General features: G+C 68.9%; 24 protein-coding genes. 8 read left to right on the top strand and 16 right to left on the bottom strand.

Annotated features, from left to right (window positions below):
• Positions 1-5 precede the first annotated feature (5 nt).
• From ABZX12_RS34120 to ABZX12_RS34075, 10 genes are all read right to left on the bottom strand, one after another.
• Complete coding sequence (locus ABZX12_RS34120; protein WP_355699555.1) at positions 6-1,103, bottom strand: hypothetical protein; 1,098 nt, start codon at positions 1,101-1,103, stop codon at positions 6-8.
• Positions 1,091-1,747 carry a dethiobiotin synthase gene (bioD, locus tag ABZX12_RS34115; protein WP_355699554.1) on the bottom strand — a complete coding sequence of 219 codons (657 nt, stop codon included), beginning with the start codon at positions 1,745-1,747 and terminating at the stop codon, positions 1,091-1,093. Before bioD ends, ABZX12_RS34120 begins: the two co-directional genes overlap by 13 nt.
• On the bottom strand, positions 1,744-2,865 hold the full coding sequence (locus ABZX12_RS34110; RefSeq protein WP_355699553.1) for an 8-amino-7-oxononanoate synthase: 1,122 nt from the start codon (positions 2,863-2,865) through the stop codon (positions 1,744-1,746). Before ABZX12_RS34110 ends, bioD begins: the two co-directional genes overlap by 4 nt.
• Positions 2,865-4,178, bottom strand: coding sequence for an adenosylmethionine--8-amino-7-oxononanoate transaminase (locus tag ABZX12_RS34105; RefSeq protein WP_355699552.1), 1,314 nt, complete (start codon positions 4,176-4,178; stop codon positions 2,865-2,867). Before ABZX12_RS34105 ends, ABZX12_RS34110 begins: the two co-directional genes overlap by 1 nt.
• A 95-nt stretch (positions 4,179-4,273) precedes the next feature.
• The gene (locus ABZX12_RS34100; protein ID WP_355699551.1) at positions 4,274-5,230 is read right to left on the bottom strand and encodes a zeta toxin family protein; all 957 of its coding nucleotides are present in this window, start codon (positions 5,228-5,230) and stop codon (positions 4,274-4,276) included.
• On the bottom strand, positions 5,223-5,603 hold the full coding sequence (locus ABZX12_RS34095; RefSeq protein WP_355699550.1) for a hypothetical protein: 381 nt from the start codon (positions 5,601-5,603) through the stop codon (positions 5,223-5,225). Before ABZX12_RS34095 ends, ABZX12_RS34100 begins: the two co-directional genes overlap by 8 nt.
• Before the next feature lie 26 nt (positions 5,604-5,629).
• Positions 5,630-5,818 carry a hypothetical protein gene (locus ABZX12_RS34090; protein ID WP_355699549.1) on the bottom strand — a complete coding sequence of 63 codons (189 nt, stop codon included), beginning with the start codon at positions 5,816-5,818 and terminating at the stop codon, positions 5,630-5,632.
• Positions 5,815-6,810 carry a biotin synthase BioB gene (gene bioB / locus ABZX12_RS34085; RefSeq protein WP_355699548.1) on the bottom strand — a complete coding sequence of 332 codons (996 nt, stop codon included), beginning with the start codon at positions 6,808-6,810 and terminating at the stop codon, positions 5,815-5,817. The genes ABZX12_RS34090 and bioB overlap by 4 nt, the downstream gene beginning before the upstream one ends.
• Before the next feature lie 518 nt (positions 6,811-7,328).
• Positions 7,329-9,041, bottom strand: coding sequence for a GMC family oxidoreductase (locus tag ABZX12_RS34080; protein WP_355699547.1), 1,713 nt, complete (start codon positions 9,039-9,041; stop codon positions 7,329-7,331).
• Positions 9,038-10,630, bottom strand: a complete 1,593-nt coding sequence (locus tag ABZX12_RS34075; RefSeq protein WP_355699546.1) for a succinic semialdehyde dehydrogenase — start codon at positions 10,628-10,630, stop codon at positions 9,038-9,040. Before ABZX12_RS34075 ends, ABZX12_RS34080 begins: the two co-directional genes overlap by 4 nt.
• 92 nt (positions 10,631-10,722) lie before the next feature.
• Here ABZX12_RS34075 and ABZX12_RS34070 point away from each other — a divergent pair, with 92 nt between their 5' ends.
• The 3 genes from ABZX12_RS34070 (at position 10,723) to ABZX12_RS34060 (ending at position 13,148) form a co-directional block, all read left to right on the top strand.
• Positions 10,723-12,171, top strand: a complete 1,449-nt coding sequence (locus ABZX12_RS34070) for a hypothetical protein (RefSeq protein WP_355699545.1) — start codon at positions 10,723-10,725, stop codon at positions 12,169-12,171.
• A 72-nt stretch (positions 12,172-12,243) separates the two neighbouring features.
• Complete coding sequence (locus tag ABZX12_RS34065) at positions 12,244-12,810, top strand: TIGR03086 family metal-binding protein (RefSeq protein WP_355699544.1); 567 nt, start codon at positions 12,244-12,246, stop codon at positions 12,808-12,810.
• The gene (locus tag ABZX12_RS34060) at positions 12,792-13,148 is read left to right on the top strand and encodes a nuclear transport factor 2 family protein (protein ID WP_355699543.1); all 357 of its coding nucleotides are present in this window, start codon (positions 12,792-12,794) and stop codon (positions 13,146-13,148) included. The genes ABZX12_RS34065 and ABZX12_RS34060 overlap by 19 nt, the downstream gene beginning before the upstream one ends.
• A 151-nt stretch (positions 13,149-13,299) precedes the next feature.
• Here the strand turns inward: ABZX12_RS34060 and ABZX12_RS34055 are convergent, their stop codons facing one another.
• The 6 genes from ABZX12_RS34055 to shbA form a co-directional block, all read right to left on the bottom strand.
• The gene (locus tag ABZX12_RS34055; RefSeq protein WP_355699542.1) at positions 13,300-13,698 is read right to left on the bottom strand and encodes a hypothetical protein; all 399 of its coding nucleotides are present in this window, start codon (positions 13,696-13,698) and stop codon (positions 13,300-13,302) included.
• A 22-nt stretch (positions 13,699-13,720) separates the two neighbouring features.
• Complete coding sequence (locus ABZX12_RS34050) at positions 13,721-14,455, bottom strand: acyl-CoA thioester hydrolase/BAAT C-terminal domain-containing protein (RefSeq protein ID WP_355699541.1); 735 nt, start codon at positions 14,453-14,455, stop codon at positions 13,721-13,723.
• A gap of 122 nt (positions 14,456-14,577) precedes the next feature.
• Positions 14,578-15,684 (bottom strand): GuaB3 family IMP dehydrogenase-related protein, encoded by a 1,107-nt coding sequence (locus ABZX12_RS34045; RefSeq protein WP_355699540.1) that lies wholly within the window; start codon positions 15,682-15,684, stop codon positions 14,578-14,580.
• 31 nt (positions 15,685-15,715) lie between these two features.
• The gene (guaB, locus tag ABZX12_RS34040) at positions 15,716-17,230 is read right to left on the bottom strand and encodes an IMP dehydrogenase (protein ID WP_355699539.1); all 1,515 of its coding nucleotides are present in this window, start codon (positions 17,228-17,230) and stop codon (positions 15,716-15,718) included.
• A 129-nt stretch (positions 17,231-17,359) separates the two neighbouring features.
• Positions 17,360-18,799 carry a hypothetical protein gene (locus ABZX12_RS34035; RefSeq protein ID WP_355699538.1) on the bottom strand — a complete coding sequence of 480 codons (1,440 nt, stop codon included), beginning with the start codon at positions 18,797-18,799 and terminating at the stop codon, positions 17,360-17,362.
• Positions 18,792-19,415 carry an RNA polymerase sigma factor ShbA gene (gene shbA, locus ABZX12_RS34030; RefSeq protein ID WP_355699537.1) on the bottom strand — a complete coding sequence of 208 codons (624 nt, stop codon included), beginning with the start codon at positions 19,413-19,415 and terminating at the stop codon, positions 18,792-18,794. The genes ABZX12_RS34035 and shbA overlap by 8 nt, the downstream gene beginning before the upstream one ends.
• Positions 19,416-19,722: 307 nt before the next feature.
• On the opposite strand from shbA, the gene ABZX12_RS34025 reads away from it, so the two are divergent.
• Genes ABZX12_RS34025 through ABZX12_RS34005 form a run of 5 tightly spaced genes read left to right on the top strand, consistent with a single transcriptional unit; the run spans position 19,723 to position 25,373 of the window.
• The gene (locus tag ABZX12_RS34025; protein ID WP_355699536.1) at positions 19,723-21,045 is read left to right on the top strand and encodes a DNA adenine methylase; all 1,323 of its coding nucleotides are present in this window, start codon (positions 19,723-19,725) and stop codon (positions 21,043-21,045) included.
• Positions 21,042-22,352 (top strand): DNA adenine methylase, encoded by a 1,311-nt coding sequence (locus ABZX12_RS34020; protein WP_355699535.1) that lies wholly within the window; start codon positions 21,042-21,044, stop codon positions 22,350-22,352. Before ABZX12_RS34025 ends, ABZX12_RS34020 begins: the two co-directional genes overlap by 4 nt.
• Entirely contained in the window at positions 22,306-23,094 is a 789-nt protein-coding gene (locus tag ABZX12_RS34015; RefSeq protein WP_355699534.1) for a hypothetical protein, read from the top strand. The genes ABZX12_RS34020 and ABZX12_RS34015 overlap by 47 nt, the downstream gene beginning before the upstream one ends.
• Positions 23,087-24,043, top strand: coding sequence for an AAA family ATPase (locus ABZX12_RS34010; RefSeq protein ID WP_355699533.1), 957 nt, complete (start codon positions 23,087-23,089; stop codon positions 24,041-24,043). The genes ABZX12_RS34015 and ABZX12_RS34010 overlap by 8 nt, the downstream gene beginning before the upstream one ends.
• Entirely contained in the window at positions 24,024-25,373 is a 1,350-nt protein-coding gene (locus ABZX12_RS34005; RefSeq protein WP_355699532.1) for a hypothetical protein, read from the top strand. Before ABZX12_RS34010 ends, ABZX12_RS34005 begins: the two co-directional genes overlap by 20 nt.
• Positions 25,374-25,404 lie beyond the last annotated feature (31 nt).

Below are 25,404 nucleotides of genomic sequence, written 5' to 3'. Positions count from 1 at the left end.
TGACGCTAGGGCCGCGAGTTGTCCTCGGTGTTACCGCGCGTTACAACCCGGAGACGCTTCGGCGCCCGGAACGAGAGCAGGTCGATCATCGGCGGCTCCTCCACCGGCCGGACGCCGGCCAGCAGCTCGCCGGCGCTCTCCAGCGCCACCCGCGTCTCCATCCGCGCCAGGCCGGCCCCCAGGCAGCGATGCATCCCGATCCCGAACGCGAGATCCGCCGGGCCGCCGTGGCCGCTCAGTCCGAGCAGCACCGGCGCTCCGGCCGGCAGCTCCACGTCTCCGAGGACCGTCGGCTCGGCGGTGATCCGCCGCCAGGTCGGGACCGAAGACGCATCCCGCAGCACACACTCGACCAGCTCCGCCGGCTCGGCAGCGCGCTCGGCCTCTCCCAGCACGCGGTGGAAAGCGGCGGAGATGAGTTGGGTGGTGGTCTCCTGACCGGCGATCAGCAGGAAGTAGCCGACCGCACAGACCTCCTCGTCCGTCAGCCCCAGCCCGACCAGCGCACCGAACAGATCGTCGGCCGGCGCCTGCCGCGCGGCCGCCGTCCGCGAGCGCAGCCAGGCATAGAACTCGGCCGCGCTGTGTGCCAACTCCAGCTGCCGGTCCTCGTCGGGCCATCCCCAAAACAGCTCGAGCGAGTCCAGGCTCCACGCCTTCAACGCTGGTACGTCGACATCCGTCAGGCCGAGCAACCGCAGTACGACGAGGGCAGGCGGCTCGGCGGCGATCGCCTGGACCAGGTCCACCTCCCGCCCGCTCGCGAGCTCCGCAGCTGCCGCCGCGACCCGCACGGCGTTGAGCTCCCGGGTGAACGGCTCGGCCGCCGCCACACGCGCCGGGCTGAAGAACCGGGCGACTGCGGCGCGGATCGGCCGGTGCGACTCGCCCGCGTTGTTCGCCAGCGTCGGCGGCAGCGCGAACCCCACCGTGGACAGCACCCGCAGCGCCTTCACCGCCAGCGGAGTGTGCGCGAGGACGGCGTTGTCCGGGCGGAACATCCGCGGATCGAGCAGGACGTCGCGCGCCAGCGCCGGATCGTCGACGACCCAGTACCCGAGCTGCTCGTCGTACCGCGCCGGGCAGCCGGTCACTCGAACCATCCCGGCGCCGCGGCGACGAACTCCTCCTGGCTCAGCGATCCCGCCCCGGCCGGGATCCGTCCGAGCAGCGGGACCCCGGTCGTCGCCGGCAGGTCCTCCAGGTTGCACTCCTCGGCGAGATCCGGCTGCTCCGGCAACGACCCGATGACCAGCCCGTCGATCGGCAGGCCCCTGGACCGCAACGCCTCGACGGTCAGGCCGGCATGGTTCAGCGTGCCCAGACCCGCCCTCGCCACCACCACGAATCCGAACGGCGACGTCAGGTGCCCGGCGAGATCCGCAAGGTTGTTGCCTTCAGCATCCAGCCCGACGAGGATGCCGCCCGCGCCCTCCACCAGCACGGTGTCGTTCGTCCGGGCCAGCTCGTCGATCGCCCGCGCGTGCGCCAGCACCGGAGGCAGCCGGACGCCCTCCCGCCGGGCCGCGGTCGTCGGCGCCAGCGGATCCCGCAGCCGGACGCCCTCGTGCAGCTTGGTCAGCCCGCTCAGCCGGTGCACGTCGTCCAGGTCCCCCGGCTCGTCCGGCCCGACGCCGGTCTGCGCGGGCTTGACGACCGAGACAGACGCCCCCGCGAGGACGGCGAGCGCGGCCGTGACGATCGTCTTGCCGACGCCGGTGTCGGTCCCGGTGACGATGGTGATCATGAGAACTGTTCTATCGCGTCGGTGATCACGGCGCAGGCGCGATCGAGATCCGCATCCGGCAATCCGGCGTGCGCGGTCAGCCGCAAGCGGGAGATGCCGTCGGGGACGGACGGTGGACGGAAGCTGCCGACGCGTACGCCGTTCTCCAGGCACAGCTCGGCCGCTTGGACGGTTTCGTGTGGGCCTGGCATCGGGATGGAGACGACTGCCCCGCGTGGTGGCGGCACCTTGCCTACGGCTGCTAGACGTGCGGTGGCCTGGTGGATCGCGGCGGGGCGGTCCGGCTCGGCCTGCAGGATCTGCAGGGCCGCCAGGGCGGCGGCGCAGGCGGCCGGGTTGAGGCCGGTGTCGTAGATGAACGGGCGGGCCCGGTTGACGAGGTGCTCGCGGAGGAGCGACGGCCCGAGGACCACTCCGCCCTGCGAGGCGAGGGACTTGGACAGCGTCATCGTGACGACGACATGCTCGAGACCGGCGAGGCCGGCCGCGTGGACGGATCCGTGTCCGTTGCCGGTGACACCCAAACCGTGGGCCTCGTCGACCAGGAGTACGGCGTTGCGGGACTTGGTGATCGCGGCGAGTTCGGGCAGCGGCGCCTCGTCGCTGAGGACGCTGAAAACCGACTCGGTCATCACCACCGCGTGCGGCTCGTTGCGCTCGGCAAGCACCTTCTCGACGGCGTCGACGTCGTTGTGCGGGACGATCTCGACGCGGGAGCGGGCCAGGCGGCAGGCGTCGACGAGGGAGGCGTGGACGTGTTCGTCGGAGACCAGGAGGGTGCCCGGGCCGCCGAGCGCGGTGACCACGCCGAGGTTGGCCAGATACCCGGACGAGAACACGAGCGCCGACTCCTGCCCGGTGTACGCCGCCAGCGCGGACTCGAGCTGCTCGTGGAGTTCCGTCGTACCGGTGACGAGGCGGGACGCCGTCGCGCCCGTGCCCCACGTACGTACGGCGTCCGCGGCGGCCGCCGCCACCCGCGGATCGCGAGCCAGGCCGAGGTAGTCGTTGCCTGCGAGGTCGATCAGGTCGGCGTCCGCGGCGCGGGCGTGCAGCCGCCGGGTCAGGCCGCGCGCCTCCAGCGCGGCCGCCTTCGGGGCGAGCCAGTCCTCCAGCATCAGCCGGCCTCCTCGACCGCACCCGTGATCGCGGCGCCGATGGCGGCGATGTCGGCGTCGGTGCAGACGTACGGCGGCATCGTGTAGACGAGATCGCGGAACGGGCGCACCCACACGCCCCGCCGCAACGCCGCCTCGGTCATGCGCGGCAGATCCACCGGCCCGCCGAGCTGCACTACGCCGACAGCCCCGAGCACCCGCACGTCCTTCACGGCAGGCAACTCCCGCGCCGGTGCCAGCCCAACGGACAAACCGGCCGAAATCCGGTCCACTCGTGCGGCCCAGTCCTGGGAGAGCAGCAAGTCGATCGACGCCAGAGCGACCGAGCAGGCGAGCGGGTTGGCCATGAACGTCGGACCGTGCATCAACGCACCACCTGGCCCGTTCGACACCGTGTGCGCGACGTCCGTCGTACACAGCATCGCCGCCAGCGTCAGATACCCGCCCGTCAGCGCCTTGCCGACGCACAGGATGTCGGGGTCGACGGCCGCGTGCTCGGACGCGAACATCGTGCCGGTGCGGCCGAACCCGGTGGCGATCTCGTCGAAGATCAGCAGAAAACCGTGGCGGTCGGCGATCTCGCGGAGAACCCGCAGGCAGGCCGGGCTGTACGGGTACATGCCGCCGGCGCCCTGCAGAACCGGCTCGACGACGATGCCTGCGACCTCACCGGAATGCTGCTCGGCCAGTGCCGCCAGCGCGTCGGCCCAGGACCGCAGCTCCGGGTCGTCGTCCGGGCGGTCGAAGCCGGCGGGTGGTTGCGGGCCGAAGACCTGCTCCTTGAGGGCGCCGGTGAACAGCGAGTGCATGCCGTTGACCGGGTCGCAGACGCTCATCGGGGCGAACGTGTCGCCGTGGTACCCGCCGCGGACCGTCAGCATCCGGGTCCGGCCGTGGTTGCCGCGCGCAACCTGGTACTGCAGGGCGAGCTTGATCGCCACCTCGACCGAGACCGATCCCGAGTCGCAGAAGAACACGTGCCGCAGCGGCTCCGGCGTGATCTCGATCAGCCGGTCCGCCAGCCGGATCGCCGGTTCGTGGGTCAGCCCACCGAACATCACGTGGCTGAACTCGTCGACCTGGCGCTTCAGCGCCGCGTCCAGCACCGGGTTCCGGTAGCCGTGGATCATGCACCACCACGACGCCATCGCGTCGATCGCCTCGACGGTCCCGCCCACGCCGTCGTCCAGCTGCAACCGCACGCCGGACGCGCCCCGCACCATCCGCACCGGCGACGGCTCGGTCAGCGAGGAGTACGGATGCCAGAGCACCTCCGCGTCCCGCTGTCGCCACGCATTGACCGACTGTGACACCGTCCTCCTCCGTCCTGAGGATTCCCAACGGTAATCGTTTCTCCCGCACGCGCGACCCGCAGGTGGGCCCGATGTGATCAGGACCTCGCTCGGCGCTAGAACGCGGTCCCCGCCTTGGCGATGTGCAAAGTGACGGCCACGGGGTCGAGGCGCGGCTTCGCCAGCGTCATCAAGGCCCTGGCGCCGTCGACGGACTCGTCACGGATCCATTGGACCGGGGCGGACAGGCCGAAGCGTTCGACCGAGCTCGTGGCGTCGAGGAAGTCGCGGGATTCGGTGACCGACCAGAGGCCTTCGCGCTCCCAGGTGATCGCGTCGGCGGCGCGGGGTGGTTGCTGCCAGTCGGGGTCGCGCTCGTTGCCGTAGATCAGCTGGCCGTCGGGTCGCAGCACGCCGACGCGGTCCGCCCAGTCGCCCTCGTCGATCAGCTCGGCCGCGCGCAGCGCCCCGGCGTGCCCGGCGTCGTGGCGGGCTTGCGTGACGAGGCGGCCGAAGCCGAAGTCCTCCAGGGCGCGGATGTGGCGCTGCAGTACGCCGAGGCGGCTGACGGCCTCGTGCACGGCGACGAGGGCGACCTCGACCTGGTAGCCGGCCGCCTTGAACGCACGGGCCGATGCCGCGAACGCCTCCGGGTCGGCCAGTTCGGTCTCGACGACGACGTCGTAGCGCTGCTCGGCGACCAGCTCCTCGGCGCGGGCCAGCCAGCGCAGGCCGTCGGTCTCGACGTACCGGTCGGCGGTGGAGGGCTCGTCGCTGATGGGTTCGGACAGCCGCGGGTGGTATGCCTCGAGGGCGAAGCTGCTCAGCACGACCGGCCGGCCGCGACGCGCCAGTACGGCCTTCACCAGCGCGGTGATCGAGGCCTTGCCGTCGCCGGGCTGACCGGCGACGAAGACCACCAGCGGATCGTCCTGCGGGGTGCCGGTGAGCCGATCGGGGACGATCCGCTCGCGGAAGATCCGCTCGCTGTCCGCGTCACTCAGCACGAACTCGCGCGGCCGGAAGCCGCTCGGCGAGAAGGCGCTCGGCACGAACCGGTCCTGCTCAGTCACCTCGGCCGTCCTGCCCGCCCGGCGCCTCCTCGGCCTCGTCGTCCGGCCCGTCGTGGCCCTCATCGTCGTCTTCGTCCTCGTCGTCGACGCTGAGCAGGTTGTCGGCGTCGGCGCGAACCCGGCTGACGGCGCGGCTGTCGAGCGGGTCGAGCTGCTCGCCGCGGGCCGCCCAGGCGGCCTGCTCGGCGCGCAACGCCGCGATCAGCTCCTGGTCGGGCTCGTCGGCGGCCTCGGCCTCGGCGATCCGCTGGGCGCAGGACCCGATCGCCTGCCGGACCGCTTCGAGAGCGACCTCGTACGCAAAGATCTGCGCGGTCGTCCACTTCGCCGTACCCAGCGCCGGAAGCACAGTCAGGTCGGCGAAATTACCCACAGACAAACGATATCCGACGCCTCGGGTCAGCCTGCAGTCAGGACGCCGTGGACGGAGCAGCGCGCCGACCAGCCCATCGGGTGGACCTGGACGACCATCCGGCGGCGGCAGGTCCCGCAGTACCTGGGAGGTTCCAGGGCCAGCGCCTGGCGGCAGTCCTCGTGACCGCCGTCGGCGAGTTCGCGGCCGCAGCGGCCGCAGTACGTCTCGGTCACAGCGTCTTCTGGAGTTCCTTGACCGGCATCTTCAGCTCGGCGAGCAGGTCCAGGTCGGCGGTGGCCGGGCGTCCTAGGGTGGTCAGGTAGTTCCCGACGATGACCGCGTTGATGCCGCCGAGCAGGCCCTCGCGGGTGCCGAGGTCGCCGAGGGTCAGCTCCCGGCCGCCGGCGTACCGCAGGACAGTCCGCGGCATCGCCAGCCGGAACGCGGCGATCGTGCGCAGCGCGTCCTTGCCGTCCATCACGTCCAGGTCGCCGAACGGCGTCCCCGGCCGCGGGTTGAGGAAGTTCAGCGGCACCTCGTGCGGGTCGAGCTCGGCGAGCTGGGCGGCGAGCTCGGCGCGCTGCTCCAGCGACTCCCCCATCCCGACCAGGCCGCCGCAGCACAGCTCCATCCCGGACTCACGCACCATCAGGCAGGTCTCCCAGCGCTCCTCGAACGAGTGCGTGGTGACGACGTCGCCGAAGTACGAGCGGGCCGACTCGAGGTTGTGGTTGTAGCGGTGCACGCCCCACGACTTCAGCTCGTCGACCTGCGCCTGGGTCAGCATCCCGAGCGAGCAGGCGATGTTGATGTCGACCTCGGCGTTGATCGCCTCGATACCGGCCTTCACCTGCGACATCAGCCGCTCGTCCGGCCCGCGGACCGCGGCCACGATGCAGAACTCGGTGGCGCCGGTCTTCGCGGTCTCCTTGGCGGCCTCGACGAGCTCGGGGATGTTCAGCCAGACCGCGCGCACCGGCGAGGTGAACTGGCCGGACTGCGAGCAGAAGTGGCAGTCCTCGGGGCAGCCGCCGGTCTTCAGCGAGATGATCCCCTCGACCTCGACCTCCTCGCCGCACCACTTCACCCGGACGTCGTGGGCGAGCGCGAGCAGCTCGGGCAGCCGGTCGTCAGGGGTCCGGAGAACCTCGACCAGTTGTTCCTGGCTCAGCCCGATGCCCTGCTCCAGAACCTGCTCACGTGCCACGCCCAGGATCTCGCTCATCATTCTCCTGCCTCAACTCAACGGTCCGGGCTCACAGTAGGTCAGAGGGGTACGCCGGGGCTGCGGCGGGCGTCACGTGGAACAGATGCCGCCGGAGTGCCTCATCGCCACTCTCCGCACTCCCCCGGAAAAGTTTCTGGATTTTTCTGGGAAACCTCGTAACCCCCTGTAGAAGGGCTCGTTGATGTGTACGAAGGCGGTTACCGCAAGGAAGACCGCCACCTGATTACCAAGAGCGACAAGGCCGATCATTACGATCAGCACGCAGAGTGGTCACAAGGCCTGAAGCTCGCGGAAATCGGATGTAAGGTAGTGACCAAGAGCTCGGGTCGCCAGCTGTGGTTGGTGACCCGATCCCAAAGCGCCGGGCGCCTCACCCCGGCTTGAGTGGGTCCCTCGGGAAACGATTTGGGCGGAAACGTTCCCGAGGGACCTGCTCCCTTTTCCGGACCTTTTCACAAAGCCTCAGCAACCTACTGCTGAGGCTTTTTCATTTGCTATCTTTTCGCACCGCTTTGTTACGGATCCGTCACAGCCTGCTTCGGGACGATCGGCAGCCGCAGGGCGCCGGGCGCCTCGGCCGGTACGACGGGATGCGCCGGCTGCACCGGCTGGACGCGTTCGTACGCCGATCCGGCCGCCGGACGCGGATCCGCCTCGCCCTTGTTCGGCCAGAACGACAGCGCCCGCTCGGCCTGCGCGGTGATCGTCAGGGACGGGTTGACGCCGAGGTTCGCGGAGATCGTCGAACCGTCGACGATGTGCAGGCCGTCGTACCCGTAGACGCGGTGGTACGGATCCACGACGCCCGACGCCGGCGAGTCGCCGATCGCGCAGCCGCCGATGAAGTGCGCCGTCATCGGCACGTTGAACGGCTCGCCGATCGTGCCGCCCGGCGTACCGTTCATCAGCCGCGCCATCCGCCGGACCACCTGGTTCGCGACGGGGATCCAGGACGGGTTCGGCGCGCCGTGGCCCTGCTTCGACGTCAGCCGCCAGCGGCCCAGCCGGTCCCGCTTGCCGAACGTCGTGATCGAGTTGTCCGCGGTCTGCATCACCAGCGCGATCACGGTCCGCTCGGACCAGTGCTTCAGGTCGTACAGCCGACGGATGTTCTTCCGCTGCACGCCGAGCTCGCGCAGCCAGGTCCGCCAGCGCGGCTTGTCCCCGTCGCCGTCGGTCAGCACGGTCTGCAGCAGCGACATCGCATTGCTGCCCTTCCCGTACCGCACGGGCTCGATGTGGGTGATCTCGTCGGGGTGGAACGACGACGTGATCGCGACGCCGTAGCTGTAGTCGACATCCCGGTCGCGGGAGATCGCGCCGAGCAGCGACTCCGAGTTCGTCCGGGTGAGGACGCCCAGCCGGTCCGACAGCCGGGGCAGCTTGCCCTCGTCACGGAGCCGGTGCAGCAGCTTCGCGGTCCCGAGGGCCGAGGCCGCGAACACGACCTGCTGCGCGGTGAACCGGCGGGTGGCCTTCCTGTTCGACGTCCGCCGGGTCTCGATCGCATACCCGCCGCCTGTGTCTTCAGGGAGCGGCTCGACGGACGTCACCGTGGTCAGCGAGTACACCTCCGCGCCGGCCTTCTCCGCAAGGTACAGGTAGTTCTTGGTCAGTGTGTTCTTCGCGTTGTGCCGGCAGCCCGTCATGCACTCGCCGCAGTTGATGCAGCCGGTCCGGCGGGGGCCCACGCCGCCGAAGTACGGGTCGTCGACCTCCACGCCGGGCTCACCGAAGAAGACACCGACCGGTGTCGCGCGGAACGTCTCGCCGACCCCCATGTCCTCGGCGACCTGCTTCATCACCTTGTCGGCCGGCGTGAACCCCGGGTACGTCGTCACGCCCAGCATCCGCTTCGCCTGGTCGTAGTACGGCGCCAGCTCGGACCGCCAGTCGGTGATGTGCGCCCACTGCCGGTCGGTGTAGAACGCCGGCAGCGGCTCGTACAGCGTGTTCGCGTAGTTGAGGCTGCCGCCGCCGACCCCGGCGCCGGACAGGATGATCACGTCGCGCAAAGCGCTGATCCGCTGGATCCCGTACATCCCGAGCTTCGGGGCGAACAGGAACCGCTTGCCGTCCCAGGAGTTCTTCGCGAAGGCGGCGTCCTCGAACCGCGCCCCGGCCTCCAGGACGGCGACCCGGTAGCCCTTCTCGGTCAGCCGCAGCGCCGACACCGACCCACCGAAGCCGGACCCGATGACGACGACATCGTAGTCGTAACTCGTCACGGGCGTCCGATCTTCTTCAGCACCCGCAGGGCGCCGGTCATCAGCTCGGCGAACTTCTCGTCGGACAGACCGTGCGAGGCCGCGATCGGGAGCAGCCGCTGGGTGGCGATCGCCTGCGGCTCGACGTACCGCCGGATGCCCTCGACACCCTGCCGCCGGCCGAGACCGGACTGGCGCATGCCGCCCATCGGGGTGTCGATCGAGCCGAACGTCGCGCCGTACCCCTCGTTGACGTTGACCGTGCCGGCCATCAGCTGCGCCGCGACCGCGCGGCCGCGGCGGCCGTCCCGGGTCCAGACGCTCGCGTTCAGGCCGTACTCGCCCTCGTTCGCGCGCTGGATCGCCTCGGACTCGTCGGAGAACCGGTAGATCGACACGACCGGGCCGAAGGTCTCGTTGTCGAAGCACTCCATCGCCGGGGTGACGCCGGACAGCACGGTCGGCTCGTAGAAGAGCGGCCCGATGTCCGGTCGCGGCTTGCCACCGGTCAGGACGGTCGCGCCCTTCGCCCGGGCGTCCTCGACATGCCGCGTCGTGGATTCCAGCTGTGCCTTCGAGATCAGCGAGCCCATGTCGACGTCCCAGCCGGTGCCGGCGCTCAGGCGGAGCTTCTTCACCCGGTCGACGAAGGCCGTGACGAACGCGTCGTACACCTGGTCCGCGACGTACAGCCGCTCCATCGAGACGCACAGCTGGCCCGCGTTCGCGAAGCACGCGCGGACGGCGCCCTCGGCGGCACGGTGGATGTCGGCGTCGCGCAGGACGAGCATCGGGTTCTTGCCGCCGAGCTCGAGGCTGCAGCCGATCAACCGCTCACCCGCCTGCTTCGCCACCAGGCGGCCGGTCTTCGTCGAGCCGGTGAAGCAGATGTAGTCGGCGTTCTGGATCAGCGCGCCGCCGACCGTCGGGCCGTCGCCGTTGACCGGGATCCACGCCTCCCGCGGCAGGCCCGCCTCGTACAGCAGCTCGATACCGCGCAGCGCGGTCAGCGGGGTCTGGCTGTCGGGTTTGTGGACCACGGTGTTGCCGGCGAGGATCGCCGGCAGCCCGTCGGAGATCGCCATCGTCAACGGGTAGTTCCACGGCGAGATGATGCCGACGACGCCCTTCGGGACGAACCGCGTCTCGGCGCGGGTCAGCAGCGGGAAGATCCCGAGCTTGCGCTGCGGCTCGAGCAGCTCGAACGCCTTGCGGCCGTAGTACCGCGCGGTGAGCGCGACGTGGGCGAGCTCCTCGAACGCCTGCTTCCGCGCCTTGCCGGACTCGCGGATGATCAGGTCGACCAGCTCGTGCCGATGGTCGAGCACCAGGTCGTGGTACCGCAGCAGGATCGCGGCGCGCTCGGCGAGTGGGACCCGCCGCCAGGTCTGCTGGGTCCTCCGGGCGGTCCGGACCGCCGCGACCACGTCGTCCGCGCTCGACACCGGCAGGTCCGCGATCGGCTGCCCGGTGGCCGGCGCGTACGACGTCCGGGTCCCGGCCGTGGCCCGCAGCAGACCCGACAACCGGCGGATCACCGACTGGTCGGTCGCGTACGAGGCGGTGGGGTCGAGCTCCGGATCCGCAGGAATCGACGTCTGGTCACTCATAGAGGAAGGCTACCTGCCGGTAATGCAGGGTGTCAGTATCAGAGAATGGTTAAGCTGATCCGCTGATACCTGCGAAGGGGTGGAACGTACAGATGGTGGACAGCGGGGGGCTCTGGACGCCTCCTGAGGACGAGCTCGGCGAGGCGCTGCAGACAGCCCAGGTGCTGATCGAGGAAGGCCGGGCCGACGAGGCGGGGCCGTACCAGCAGCGGGTCATCGAGCTGGCCAGGGAGCGGGCCGAAGGGCACCCGAACCACTACGAGGCCAAGCACCTGATGGCCGCGACCCAGTACGAGCTGGCCGGGTCGCTGAACGCCTCCGGCCGGCACGAGGAGGCACTCGCTGCGCTGCACGAGGCGCAGCTCGGCTACACCGAGCTCCAGGACGCCGGCGTGCTGGACGCCACCTGCTTCCTCGCCGACGTCCGCGCCCGGCGCGCGATGACGCAGGCGCACCGCGGCCACGGCGCCACCGCCGTCCTGGAGATGGACGGCGCGGTGATCGCGTACGGGCAGCTCGTCGGCGGCGAGGACGGCCTCAAGCACCAGCCCGACTTCGCCCGCGTGCTCGCGATGAACGCGCTCATCCTGCGCCGGTACGGCGACCCCGCGCTCGCGGTCGCGTCCGCGGACGCGGCGACCCAGCTGTTCCTGCAGCTCGCCGACCAGATCAACGAAAGCCCGCAGTCGCTGTCCTACGCCCGCTACCTGTGTACGGCGACCGCGGTGTCGGCCGACGTCCACGCTGCCGAGGGACGCTTGGACCTCGCCCTCGAGGCGGACGAGATCGGGCTCACCACGGCCGACACACTCGCCGACTCCGACTCGACGACCGACATGCGCACGCTCGTCGCCGCGCTGGTCCGCAAGGGCAAGCACCTCGGCACCGTCGGCCGCCTGGAGGGCGAGGCCTGCCTGCGGACGGCGTACGACACCGACGCCGAGACGGCGGCACGCGTGGTCGAGGAGCTGGACCGGGGCCTGCCGCTGACGCTGGTCGCCGCACTGGAGAACGCGGAGATCAAGCTCGGGCCGTTCGAGCAGTACCACCGCCTGGTCGCGCTCAGCGAGCCCGCGCCGGGGATGACGCTGGCGACCGTGTCCGGCCGGACGGACCCGGAGTCGGCGGCGCAACGAGCGGCCGAGCTCGCCGAGCTGGTGCGGCCGCTGCTGCGCGAGGACGCGGACACCGCGCTGACGCTGGGTCTCGAGGCGCACTACCTGTTCGCGATCTCGTCCGAGCGGGAGTCGCACCGGATGCGCTTCCAGACCGCGACGTACGTGCCGATCTGGGCGCAGCTGCTGCTCGACATCTCCGAGGGCTACTTCCAGGCCGGGCGGACCGAGATCGCGCTCGACCTCGGCGGCTGGTGCGCGGAGGTGGCCACCGCGCTGATCCCGTTCGCCGACGACAACGAGGCGATGAAGGAGCTGGCCGGGGCCTGCTACCGGCACCACGGCAACCTGCTCGCCGCCACCGGCGACCTGGCGGCGTCGTACCACGCCCACGAGGCGGCGGAGCAACTCCAGCTCGGCCGTTGAGAGGCGGTAAGACCCCCGCTGCTTGACGCGCATTCCGCCCGGACGGACGCTGGCGCTGAAAGGGGGAGGCTCATGGATGTCGTAGAGCTGCACAACCGTACGGTCGCGAACTTCGCGGAACTGGCCTCCGAGGTGGCCGCCGATCAGTGGTCGGCGCCGACCCCGTGCTCGGACTGGGACGTCCGCGCGCTGGTGAACCACGTCGTCGGCGAGGAGCGCTGGACCCGGCCGCTGATGGAGGGCCGGACGATCGCCGAGGTCGGGGACACCCTCGACGGCGACCTGCTCGGGGACGACCCGGCCGGAGCGGCGTCGGCCGCGGCCGCGGAGGCCCGAGCCGCCGCGACCCGCTCGATCGACAAGGTGCATCTGTCGTACGGCGACGAGGATCCGGACGAGTACCTGCGGCAACTCGCGGCCGACCATCTCGTGCACGGGTGGGACCTGGCCGTGGCCACCGGCACACCGCCGCGGATGGATGCCGACCTGGTCGACGAGGTCGCGACCTGGTTCGCGAAGCGCGAGGAGCTCTACCGTTCGGCCGGCATGATCGGCGAGCACCTCGACGGCTTCACCGAACCGGCCGACGCGCTGCTGGCCGCCTTCGGAAGGAACCCGCGGTGGAGTCCGGCGACGTAGTCGAGCGGTTCGGCACCGCCTTCGACCAGGGCGACCTGGAGACCGCGATGTCGCTGGTCACAGCGGACATCGTGTTCGAGTCCACCTCGCCGGCCCCGGACGGCAGCCGCTTCGAGGGCGCGGACGCCGTCCGGGCAGCATGGGCGAAGCTGTTCGCGGAGACCGCCGAGCCACACTTCGAGACCGAAGAGACCGTGCTGCTCGGCGACCGGGCCGTGGTGCGCTGGCAGTACTCGTGGAAGACGGACTCCGGCGACCGCGGCCACGTGCGCGGGGTCGACATCCTGCGCCTCCGGGACGGGAGGATCGCGGAGAAGCTCTCGTATGTGAAGGGCTAGGCTCTGGCGTGCAAGCTCGACAGGACGTGTCAGTCCTCCGGGTAGTGCACCTGAGCGTGAACCTTGCTGCGCATACAGCGTCTCGGCAGTGCACTACCTGTCCAGCGTGCACATCTTGGGACAGGCCAACCCCGCACTTACAGCAGGGCGGTCAGTCCTGGAGCTCGGTCTTCAGGGCGCCGACGAACAGGCCGGCTTCGGCCTCGGTCATGCCGGTCTCGGACACCACCAGCGCGGTCGCCTGGTGGAGCTCGCCCGCGGCCTTCAGCGCGCGGGTGCGCTCGGCCAGGTTGGTGCCGGGCCGGCGCACCAACGGCGTCCCGGTGGTCGGCGGCACATACCGCCCGAGGCGGATGTCGTCGACCAGCTCCTTGGAGTGCTTGAGGTCGAGGCCGGTGCGGTCACGGATCAGCCTGACCGCGTGCACCGCCTTCTTCGTGGTGATCAGGAACCGCACCTGATCGACATCGTCCGCGGACAGTCGGCCTCGCGCCGCGGCGAGGGCGACATTGTCCGTCTCCTGGCTGCTCCGTCGGCTGAACAATCCCATGCCGCAATCCTTCCAGAACCCATCAAGCCCGGTGAACTCGAAGCCCGTCAGCGAGCAACCGGAGGATCTCGGGCCAGGCCAGAGCGCCCAGCTCGCGGTCCGCGGCCGCCGTACCGCCGCGGGCCATCCGTTGCCCCGCGGCCTTCGGTTCCTCACCGGGCAGCACCGCGCGATGCCCGGCCTCCGGGACCGTCACGATCCGCGTCGGCAGGTCGCCGCGCCGCCGCGCGATCTCCGCGGCGAACTCGACCGCCGGCCACACCTGGTCGTCCCCGCCCGCCACGAGCAGCACGTCGCGGATGCGCTCGACCGGGATCCGGGCGCGCTCGGCGTCGGCGTACGTCGCCACGCTCTGCCGGTACAGCCCGACGTAGCTCGGCGGATCGTCGATGGCTGCCCAGTCCGGGGCGAACGGTACGAACGGCAGCGGCTCGCCCCGCCAGGTCCACGCCGACCGCTGGCTGCCGTCCTCCAGGACCCGGCCCCACACGTAGGCGCTCGGCGCGAACGCGACCACCGCGTCCACCCGCTCGTCCAGCGCGCCCAGCAGCAACGCCGCCTCGGCGCCCCACGAGCTGCCCATCACGACCAGCCGATCGTGATCAGCCAGCTCGTCCAGCGGGAAGGACTCCAGCGGGACCTCGTGCGTGACGGTCCAGCGCGGCGCGAGGACGTCGTACCCCTCCGCCTCGAGGAGGCGCGCACGGTCGACGTCCGGCGCACCGCTCGAACCGTGCAGGAGCAGGACGCCGATCATGGGGCCTCCCGGCCTGGACTGAGGAGCGGAGGGAGCGCAGCGACTGGAGCGACGAGGGAAGGCCGGGAGTTACAGCCCCATGATCCGCCGCGACGGAGTCGCGGCATTCAACACCGTGCCCATCAGCCGACGACGACCTCGACCCGCTGGAACTCCTTGAGCTCCGTGTAGCCGGTGGTGGCCATCGCGCGCTTGAGCGCGCCGACCAGGTTCATCGTGCCGTCCGGGACCCAGGACGGGCCGAACAGGATCTGCTCCATCGTGCCGGTGACGCCGACCTCGACCCGCTCGCCGCGGGGCAGGTCCTGGTGCCAGGCCTCGGCGCCCCAGTGGTACCCGCCGCCGGGGGCGTCGCTCGCGCGGGCCAGCGGCGAACCGACCATCACCGCGTCCGCGCCGCAGGCGACCGCCTTCGCCACGTCACCGGACCGCCCGACCGAGCCGTCCGCGATGACGTGCACGTAGCGTCCGCCGGACTCGTCCATGTAGTCCCGCCGGGCCGCCGCGACGTCGGCCACCGCCGACGCCATCGGCACCGCGACGCCGAGCACCTTCCGGGTGGTGTGCGCGGCGCCGCCGCCGAAGCCGACCAGGACGCCGGCCGCGCCGGTCCGCATCAGGTGCAGCGCCGCCTGGTGCGTCGCACAGCCGCCGACGATCACCGGGACGTCGAGGTCGTAGATGAACTGCTTCAGGTTCAGCGGCTCGGCCTGCCCGGACACGTGCTCGGCGGACACCGTCGTCCCGCGGATGACGAACAGGTCGACCCCGGCGTCCACGACGTGCTTGGCGAACTGCTTGGTGCGCTGCGGCGAGAGCGCGCCGGCCACCGTGACACCGGAGTCACGGATCTCCTGCACCCGCTGGGAGATCAGCTCGGGCTTGATCGGCGCCGCGTAGATCTCCTGCAGCCGGTGCGTCGCCTGCTGGGCGTCGAGGGTGGTGATCTCCTCGAGCAGGTTCGCCGGGTTCTCGTACCGCGTCCAGAGGCCTTCGAGGTTCAGGACGCCGAGACCGCCGGCCTTGCCGATCGCGATCGCGGTGGCCGGTGACATCACCGAGTCCATCGGCGCGGCCAGGATCGGCAGCTCGAACCGGTACGCGTCGATCTGCCAGGCGACCGAGACCTCCTCCGGGTCCCGCGTCCGGCGCGACGGCACGATCGCGATGTCGTCGAACGCGTACGCCTGCCGGCCGCGCTTGGCCCGGCCGATCTCGATCTCGGTCATCTGGTGTCCTAACGGGTGTGTGCAGGCGGGGTCAGCGGCCGGAGTAGTTCGGCGCCTCGACCGTCATCTGGATGTCGTGCGGGTGGGACTCCTGCAGGCCGGCGGAGGTGATCCGGACGAACCGGCCCTTCTCCTGCAGCTCGGCCACCGTGCGGGCGCCCGTGTACCACATCGACTGCCGCAGGCCGCCGACCAGCTGGTGCGCGACGGCCGACAGCGGGCCGCGGTACGGCACCTGGCCCTCGACGCCCTCGGCGATCAGCTTCTCGTCGCCGCTGCCGTCGTGCTGGAAGTAGCGGTCCTTGGAGTACGACTTGCGCAGGCCGCCGGCCGACGACATCGCGCCGAGCGAGCCCATCCCGCGGTACGCCTTGAACTGCTTGCCGTTGATGAACACCAGGTCGCCCGGCGACTCCTCGCAGCCGGCGAGCAGCGAGCCCAGCATGACGGTGTCCGCACCCGCGACGAGCGCCTTGGCGATGTCACCCGAATACTGCAGGCCGCCGTCGCCGATGACCGGGACGCCGGCCGGCTTGCACGCCAGCGACGCCTCGTAGATCGCGGTCACCTGTGGCACGCCGACGCCGGACACGACCCGCGTCGTGCAGATCGAGCCCGGGCCGACGCCGACCTTCACGCCGTCCGCGCCCGCGTCGACCAGCGCCTGCGCGCCCGCGCGGGTGCCGACGTTGCCGCCGACGACGTCGACGCCGCGGGTCGCCGGGTCGGCCTTGAGCTTGCGGATGATCTCGATCTGGGCCTGGGAGTGACCGTGCGCGGTGTCCACGACGAGCACGTCGACGCCGGCCTCGACCAGCGTCATGGCCCGCTTGTAGGCCTCGCCGAAGAAGCCGATCGCGGCGCCCACCATCAGCCGGCCGGTGGCGTCCTTGGTGGACAGCGGGAACTTGTCGCGCTTGACGAAGTCCTTCAGCGTGATCAGGCCGGTGAGCTTGCCGGCCTCGTCGACCAGCGGCAGCTTCTCCACCTTGTGCTTGCTGAGCAGCGCCATCGCGTCGTCGGCGGCGATCCCCTGCCGGCCGGTGATCAGCGGCTGCTTGGTCATCACCTCGCGGACCGGCCGGGACAGGTCGGTCTCGAAGCGCATGTCGCGGTTGGTGACGATGCCGACCAGGACGCCGGCGTCGTCCACCACCGGGACGCCGGAGATCCGGTACTGCCCGCAGAGCGCGTCGGCCTCGCCGATGCTGGCGTCCGGGCCGATGGTGATCGGCTGCGCGATCATGCCGGACTCGGAGCGCTTCACCAGGTCGACCTGCTGGGCCTGGTCCTCGATCGAAAGGTTGCGGTGCAGAACGCCGAGGCCGCCCTGGCGCGCCATGGCGATCGCCATCCGCGCCTCGGTGACGGTGTCCATCGCGCTGGACACCAGCGGGATGTTGACCTCGACGTTACGACTCAGGCGAGACCGGGTGACGGCCTCGGACGGGATGACGTCGGACTCGTTCGGCTGCAGCAGCACGTCGTCGAAGGTGAGACCGAGGACGGCGAACTTGTCGGGAACTCCAGCGGGGGTGATGTCCATGGGGAAAACGAGCACCTTTTGTACGGCGACAACGGGACCCCATCCTATCCGCGCCGCCGCCAGGCCCCGAATCCGCCGTCCACAGGCAACCGCCCGCCGCTGCGCGACGGGCGGTGCGTGGCCGGGCGGCTACCGGATCGGCTTGTTGACGACCTCGAGGATCTGCAGCAGGCTCGCGTCGGTCGTGGAGCCGTGGGTCCGCTCGATGGCGGCGTGCTTGCCCTCCGGGTACTGACCGGTGGAGTGCTTGCCGGTCGGGTACGTCTTGCGGACCGAGCCCGTGCTGACCTTCCCGCTCGAGTGCTTCCCGCTCTTGGCCGACTTCGTGCTCTTGGCCGGTGTGCGGGTGTCGATCGACTTCGCGGTTGCGTCGGGAGTGCCGAAGAACTGCTCGGCGCTCTCGTTGGCGACCGGCAGGCCGGACGGCGTCGGCAGGACCGATTCCGTGATCGTCTCGACCAGCTGCTGGACCTGCTCGGGCACCTCGGTGACCGGGCTGCTCGGCTCCGCGTCGTCGCCGGACGAGTCGCTGCTCCCGGTGTTGTCGGTGCCGCCGGTCTCGCCGCCCGGCGTGCTGTCGGACCCTGTGGTCTCCTCGCCGCCGGTCTGGCCCTCGCCGGCGCCCGCGCTGGGCGTCGTGGTCTCCTCGCCGCCGGTGGTGTTGTCACCGGTGTTGCCGGTTCCGGTGTCACCCGTCCCGGTCTCGGTGTTGGCCGGCGGCGGGGTCGGCGTCGTGGTGTCGGTCGGCGTCGGAGTGGGCGTCGTCGTCGTGTCGGTCGGCTCTTCGGTCGGCGTCGACGGCGGCGTGTCCGGCGGGTTCTCGGTCGTGGTGTCGGTCGGCTCGTCGGTCGTGGTGCCGGTCGGCTCGTCCGTCGTGCCGTCGGTCGGCTTCAGCGTCGCCGTGACCTCGGTCGTCGGCTTGACCGGTTCCTGCGTCTTCTGCTCGTCGGTCGGGAGCAGCGGGTACGGCCACTCGCGGCTCACGACCGGCCTGTCCTCCGGCTGGACAACCGCCGGCGTGCCCTTGAGGTCCTGCGACTGCGGTTCGTCGTCGCCGGCCGCAGTGTCCTTGCCGGACTGGGCGGCGTGCTCGGCCTTGTCCTTCTTGAAGTCCTTGCTGACCTTGACGATCTTGCTCCGGTCCACGACCGGCGAACCGTCGACGTTCTCCTTCGGGAAGCTGGTCTGCGGGCGGACCGCGTCGACCATCTTCTCGATGACCTTCTCGTACGGCGACAGCGGATCGCCGGTGACCGCCGCGGCCACCCCGGAGACCGACAGCGCGGCCACCGCGGCGACGCCGAAGGCCAGACCGCGGGTCGCCATCTTGCGGGCGAACGGGTCGGTCATCGGGTTGAGCGCGGCGCAGCGCGCCAGGAAGCTCTCCGGATCGTCGATGGTCTCCACCGGGAGCTCGTCCTCGACCTCCACCGCGAGCCGTAGATCGGCCAGCAGCGCGACGGCCGGGTCGTGCTCGCCGGCCGAGCGGGCGGACTCCCCACCGGCGGCAAGCAGATCGAGCAGTGCGTCATCGGCCTCGATCGCGTCCAGGTCGAATCGGTCAGCCATGATGCCCCTCCCCTGCTCTTCCTCGTTCCAGCTGTGTTTCATGCCCCACGAACCCCCTGAGCGTGTTCAACGCCCGATGCTGTGCGACCCTCACCGCCCCCGGTGTCATCCCCAGTGCCCGGCCGGTCTCCTCGGCTGACATCCCCGCGACGACGCGAAGGCGCAGGATCTCGCGCAGTTTCTCCGGCAGCTTGTCCAGCAGCCCCATGATGTGCTGGACCTCTGAGTGCCGAACCGCGTGCTCCTCCGGCGTCGGTGACTCGTCCGCGCCGTCCGGCAGGTCCGGCGTCGAGACGTCGGCCACCGCGAACGCACGCTGGGCATCGGCGACCTTGCGGGCCGCGATGCCGTAGACGAAAGCCTCGAAAGGCCTCCCCTCGTCGCGGTAGCGGCCGAGCGCGCCGAAGACCGCGACACAAACTTCTTGCGCGACGTCGTCGACCATGTCGGCGCCGCCGGGATAGGTCCACAGACGGGACCGTACGTAGCGGTGCGCCACAGCGCGCACCCTGGTGAGCAGGTCGTTGAGAGCTGTGCGGTCCCCGTCGCCGGCCAGCGCGGCAAGATCCCTGAGCTCGACCCGGTCGTGGGTGTCAGGTACTCGGACCTCTGTCACCCCTCGCCCCCTCGTGTTCGGACCGGTCAGCTCGAAAGATGGTACGGCGCTCAACTCTCCTTGCATAGTGGCAATTCGTGGTCAACCCAGGGTTTTGGTCACGATCTGTCACTACTGACCGGTTCACATCCGCGCCCCTCGTGCGGTCCAGACGGTTTCCACACGGTTCTCCACATGGTCGCGGTGTACTCGGTCCCGGCTGTCGATAGCTAGCGACAATATGGGCCTCGCCGTCGATTGGCCCGGGTCGCTCCGGGGTTGGTCGATCGCGAGCCCGTAGACTCTCGTCGCGAAGGAGCCGCACTCAATGACTCTCGATGTGTCCGCGCCGCGATCAGCCGGCGATCCTAAGCCAACCGGCACCGCTCGCGCGACTGTCTGGCGACCCGTTCAGTACCTCGGCTCAAAGCTCCGGGCGCTCGATGCGATCACGGCGGTCGCGGCCGACCTCAACGACGGCGGAGTCTTCTGGGACGCCTTCGCAGGGTCGTCCGTTGTTGCTCAGGCAGCGGCACAAGCCGGTTTCACGGTGTGGGCGACCGATACCCAACAATCGTCCTCGGCGTTCTCTTCTGCCGTGCTGGGCGTTAGGGCTACTGCCCAGGCTGCGGACAGCCTTCCGGCGTTCGTGGACCGATTGGTCGGAGCCACCCACCCGGAGACTGACATCTGGAGTCCCTGGCTGGCGCGTGAGGACGAACTGATCGCGGCTGGTGACTACGACTCCCTGGTCGACCTGTATGCCTCGCTACCGCAGCGGTGGAGGGTCGACGGTGAGTGGAACGAGCTGACGCCATTGACCACGACCTTCGCCGGCACCTATCTCTCCCTGCGTCAGGCGATGATGCTCGATGCCGCCAGATACGAGTTGCAGAGGCTGGAGGTATCCCAAGCTGTCGATCCGTGGAGTTACGACGCCGCTCTGACCGCTCTGTGCCATGCCGCGTCGGAGGCTGTGCACAGTGCGGGAAAGCACTTCGCCCAGCCGATGCAGCCCGCGACGACAGGTGCGGCGAACTACGAGTTCGTGCGCGGGCGCTCGCTGAGAGATCGGTCCGTATCGGTAGGGGCGAGGGCGATTGATGCCGCCAATCAGCTCGCGTTACTGGCTCCGATAGGAGGGTCTCACGACGCGACGACGGCAGATGTGCTTGCCGTGAGTGCCGATGACCTGATCGCGCGTGGTGTCGGCGTGGTGTATGCCGATCCGCCGTACACTGCCCAGCAGTACTCCCGCTTCTACCACGTGCTGGAGACATTGGTGAAAGGTGTCGCGGAGCCGATTCAGATTGTGCGCGGCGAGACTCCCAAAGGCCTGTATCCAGCCAATCGGTATCTGTCGCCTTTCTGCTCACGCCGACAGGCTCCAGCTGCGTTCGAGCACCTCGTCCGGATCGCCCGTGATGCGGGCGCTCACTTGATCTTGAGCTACTCGACAACGGGCTCCGACTCGGGGAACCAGCGCACGGTCAGCGAGGCTGACCTCTTGACACTGGTTTCCTCCTCATATGGGCCTGACTGTGTGTCGATCGTCAATCTCGAGTATGGATACCGGCAGTTCAATCATGAATCACGACGCACCGAGACGATTGGAACGGGTGAGGTTTTGTTGATCGGTGTCGCGTCATGATCCAGCGATACCTCGGCAACAAGGGCCGTGTGCTTGGTCAGCTCCTCGCTGTTTTCGGCGGCCACGCGGAGCGCGGCGACCATGTAGTGGACCTGTTCTCCGGAAGCCTTGCCGTCTCGATGGCCATGAAGGCTGCCGGATACCGCGTATCGGCGAACGACGCCAACCTTCTGTCGTACGTCATAGGTGAGGCTTTCCTCGTGCCGTCCACAGTGCCCGAAGCGGACCTGAGCCTGCTACCTGCTGAGCACAGAGATCGCCTGTTGGCGGAGTCGCGCCGACACGTTCGGGGGGCGACCGGATTCGACGTGAGCGTCGCCGCTGGGCGGACCGACGAGGCGAGTTCGCTGCACGCGCTTGCGGCCTGGTTGAACGAAGTGACCGTGGCGGACCTACCGACCGGCGCTGTTCGGTTCGACATCTTCAACACCTACTCGGAGGACGGGGAACGTTCAGAATTCACGTCGTTGCGGGGTAGCACCGGCCGGCGGCGGTTCTTCTCTGGTGCCAATGCTCGGCGCATCGACCTGGCCCTGAGTCAGCTGCGGCTGTGGGCGCGGAGCGGACGTCTCGACGAGCCCGTCCGCGCCTACTTGCTCGCATCGCTGATGCGTGCGGTCGAGAAGGTCGCCAACACGCAGGGCACATTTCACGACTTTCCCCGTGACAAGTGGGACCAGCGGGCACTCAATCCGATTCGCATCGAGGGCCTGCCGACAGACCCAATGCTGTCTGACATCGCTGGGCACCGAGTAGGGAAGGCTGAGGACTCTCGAGATTTTGTCAAGACCCTCGAACCACACAAGATTCTGTACCTCGACCCGCCGTACAACTTCCGGCAGTACTCCGCGTACTACTTCCTACTGAACCTGTTGTGCCGCTACACCGACATCGATGATCTCGAGGACTACTTCTCGAAGGTCACCTACGTACGGGGCCAGAACCCTGAGGATGATTTCGTGTCGACGTTCTGCAGGTCGTCATCATTCCTTTCCGACATGGGTGCTGTGATGCGGGACGCGGCGGCTGAGACGGTTGTGGTGTCGTACTACACCGGCAGAAACCATTGGAGCGACTTCGACAGAGGCCGGGACGACACGGGGCTGAACCTCCTGCGAGAGTTGATGACCGGCAGTATGTTCGACGCCGACACGTTCGAGGCACTCGAAGTCGACCGCCTCAACTACGCGAGCTACGGCGGCTACAGAGCAAGAACGGTGCAAGAACTGATTCTGGTCGCGAAGAAGCGAAAGGGCGATAGTGACGCCAGAGGAAGCGCTGACGGAGGGATTCCAGAAGTGGCTTGACGCCACAGTCCCGGCGGAGACGGGCGCCAAGGTCACGTGGGAGAAGATCGACCCGTATGTCACTTCGACACGAAGCGCGGAGTTCCTCGCCGATGGCGTTGCACGGATCAAAGCAGGCACTCTCCGAGCGAGCCCGGGGCGACCACAGCAGCGGCTCACCGACCTCGCAGGCGCGGCCCTGGCTACTGGAGGCCTGGCTGCGCCGGCCTTGACGCCACTCGGCGCGGCAGTCGCTGCGGCGTGGGCCCGCCACGACATCCTCCAGCTGAGCTCCAACGACGCCAAGCGCTACGAGTTCTCTCGGAATGTGGTGCTTGTAGAGACAGCCCTGAGGCGCAGAGAGTTGCCCTATGTCGAGTGGTTCCGGCACTGGCGGCGGCTGCGGACAGACCGGCCGGCGGGTGACTGGTTCGGGGATGTCTGGGGGCTGACGCTCGCGGCGTATCTCCGCGTCCGTCGCGGGGGCTACCACCCGTACGACGTCATGGTCGCGGCCGGCTGCCCACCTTGGAAGCACCGTTCGGATCTCGAGCACTGGTCGGCAACAATGCGACGGCCCGCGGGTTGGAGCCGCTCTCGATTGTCCGTGCTGCTGGCGGACCGGGTTGGCGACACCGCCTCGCGCGCGGGCGCAAAGGTGATGTTCTGCCGCGCTATGGAAGCGGTTTGCCTGAAGCGTGAGGGCGCGAGCTCGGAGCAGCTTCACAACACGTTCACCGCTTGGGGAGTTGAAGATGCCTGACACACCTGCCGCGACCGCCGTGGCCGCGCTCGTGATGGACACGCCGGTCACCGTGGCCACGAGGCTATTGACGCGTCACGAAAATGTGGTCCTTTACGGACCGCCGGGAACAGGCAAGAGTAGGGCCGCGAAGCTTGTTGCCGACGGGTGGCGCATAGAGTACGGAGACGACTCTGTGATCAACACCACTTTTCACCCGTCGTACTCCTACGAAGACTTCGTCGAGGGCTTCCGCCCCGATCCAGAGGACCCTTCGAAGTTCAGGTTGACCGACGGCGTGCTCTTCAAGGCAGCGGACCGCGCGAAGGCCGGGCCCACTTTGCTCGTCATCGACGAGATTAACCGCGCCGATGTAGCGAAGGTATTCGGTGAGCTGATCACCTACATCGAGGCCGACAAGCGTGACACCGACTTCACGACGGCGCAACGCCCGGACGAGCCGCGCGATATCCCGTCTGAGCTGTATGTGATCGGGACGATGAACACAGCGGACAAATCGATCAGCTTGCTGGATGTCGCTCTGCGCCGACGATTCAAGTTCGTTGAATGCCCTCCCGATCCAACAGCGTTCGTCACCGCAACGGAGTGGAAGGCGTCGGCGTTCGGAATCGATCTCGGCGACCTGTTGACGGCCATCAACGACGCCTTGCTGCGGGCAGATATCGGCCGGGACCGGCTTGTCGGCCAGGCCCTCTTGTCGATCGACTCCGCCGCCGACGACTCAGATCTGTTCGACCGACTGCGTTACGATGTGTATCCACTCGTCGAGGAATATCTGTTCGGTGATGCGGCCCGCATGGCTGATGTGCTGCCCGGCCTAGTAGACCAACACGGAGGACTGGATCCACAGGGGCTGACTGTCGAGATATTGCGATCGTGGCTTCCGGGCAGGGTCGAATCGCCTGGCATCGAGGCAGATTCCCACGACGATGTTGCTTCGGACGCTTAGCGTGGACGTAAGCAGGGCGCGCACACCCGTCGTGCTAAATGAGTCTTCGCTCCGTGTCGCGATCGACCCACAGCAGGGGCTACGGGAGCAGGAGCAACGTACCCTAAGCAAGTACCTGAACATCCGCCGCTCCGGTGATCGATGGGCGGTGTCGAGGCGCAGTCGATACGCGGGACTTGTGCAAGTCGGGGGAACCTCGTACTGGCTGGAGCCGCCCTTCGAGCCAGCGTCGTTCGTCTATCTGCTCCTGCTGCGCCGAGGCGCGAGGCAGGCGGCCGACCGAGCGTATGCCATCGCATCGAATCGGCGTGATCGATCGTTGCGCGGGCTGATGCGCGTCCTCGCGGTCACGATGGTGACCGAGGCGGAACGACTCGCCGCTGGTCACATCGCTCAGTCCTACGAGACGCGCATCGAACGGACAGGCCTTGTTCGGGGCCGTCCGCTGTGGCACAAACAGGATGGTCGTCCGGCGGACGGTAAGGTGACCTGCAGGTTCATGGAGAAATCCACCGACACTCTCGAGAATCGGTTGATCCTCGCCGGACTGGCCGCGGCAGCGCGATGGGTCGGAGCCGGGCCGGAACGAGCGGTGCTACGAACCCAGCAGCACGTATGGCGCTCGATCGCGGACCCCTTCGTGCCAGCACGACACGACTTCGATCGCGCCGACCTGCGGTTGAACCGCTTGACCGATGGTTACCGACCCGCGCTCTCCCTGGCGCGCGCTCTGTTGTTCGGATTCGACCTCACGACGTCCGCCCCGAACACGCCGGTCTACGCACCGGTTTTCGACTTGGCGGACTTGTTCGAGACCCTGGTACAGCTCGTCGCGGAGACCGCGGCGGCTGGTACTGGATTGGAGGTCAGGGCTCAGACCTCCGAGAAGCGCTCAATCCTCACTCAGTCTGGCGAAACGTACCGACGCATTCGACCGGACCTCGTAGTGTCGAGGCGCGGGGCCCCGGTTCTCGTTGTCGATAGCAAGTTCAAATCCAAGTACGCAACAGGGGGACCGACCCCCGCCGCACCTCACAGAATCTCAAGGGAGGATATCTTCCAGACGTTCTTCTACGCGATTCGGATCGCACAGCGCAACGGCCTCAATCACCCTGTCCCGGCAGCTGTCGCCGCTCCACTCTTGGCGGGCGCCACGCCGCCAAGTCCAGACTATCGGCAGGTCCACTGGGGAGAGGACTTGAGTGATGTTGCCGCTCGTCTCACGCTCCTCTTGATCCCCGTCGACGAGGCGGTCGCCGCCGTGCATGCGGGGAATGTGTCCTACTGCCGCGGGCTGTTCGCTGAGACCGACCTGTTCCAGTCAGACTGACGCGTCACTCGCCATGGCCCAAGGCCACGGA

Source organism: Kribbella sp. NPDC003505 (assembly GCF_040610875.1).
Taxonomy (GTDB): domain Bacteria; phylum Actinomycetota; class Actinomycetes; order Propionibacteriales; family Kribbellaceae; genus Kribbella.
Note: the sequence above shows the minus strand (reverse complement) of the source record. Positions and strands in the feature narration are given on the sequence as shown.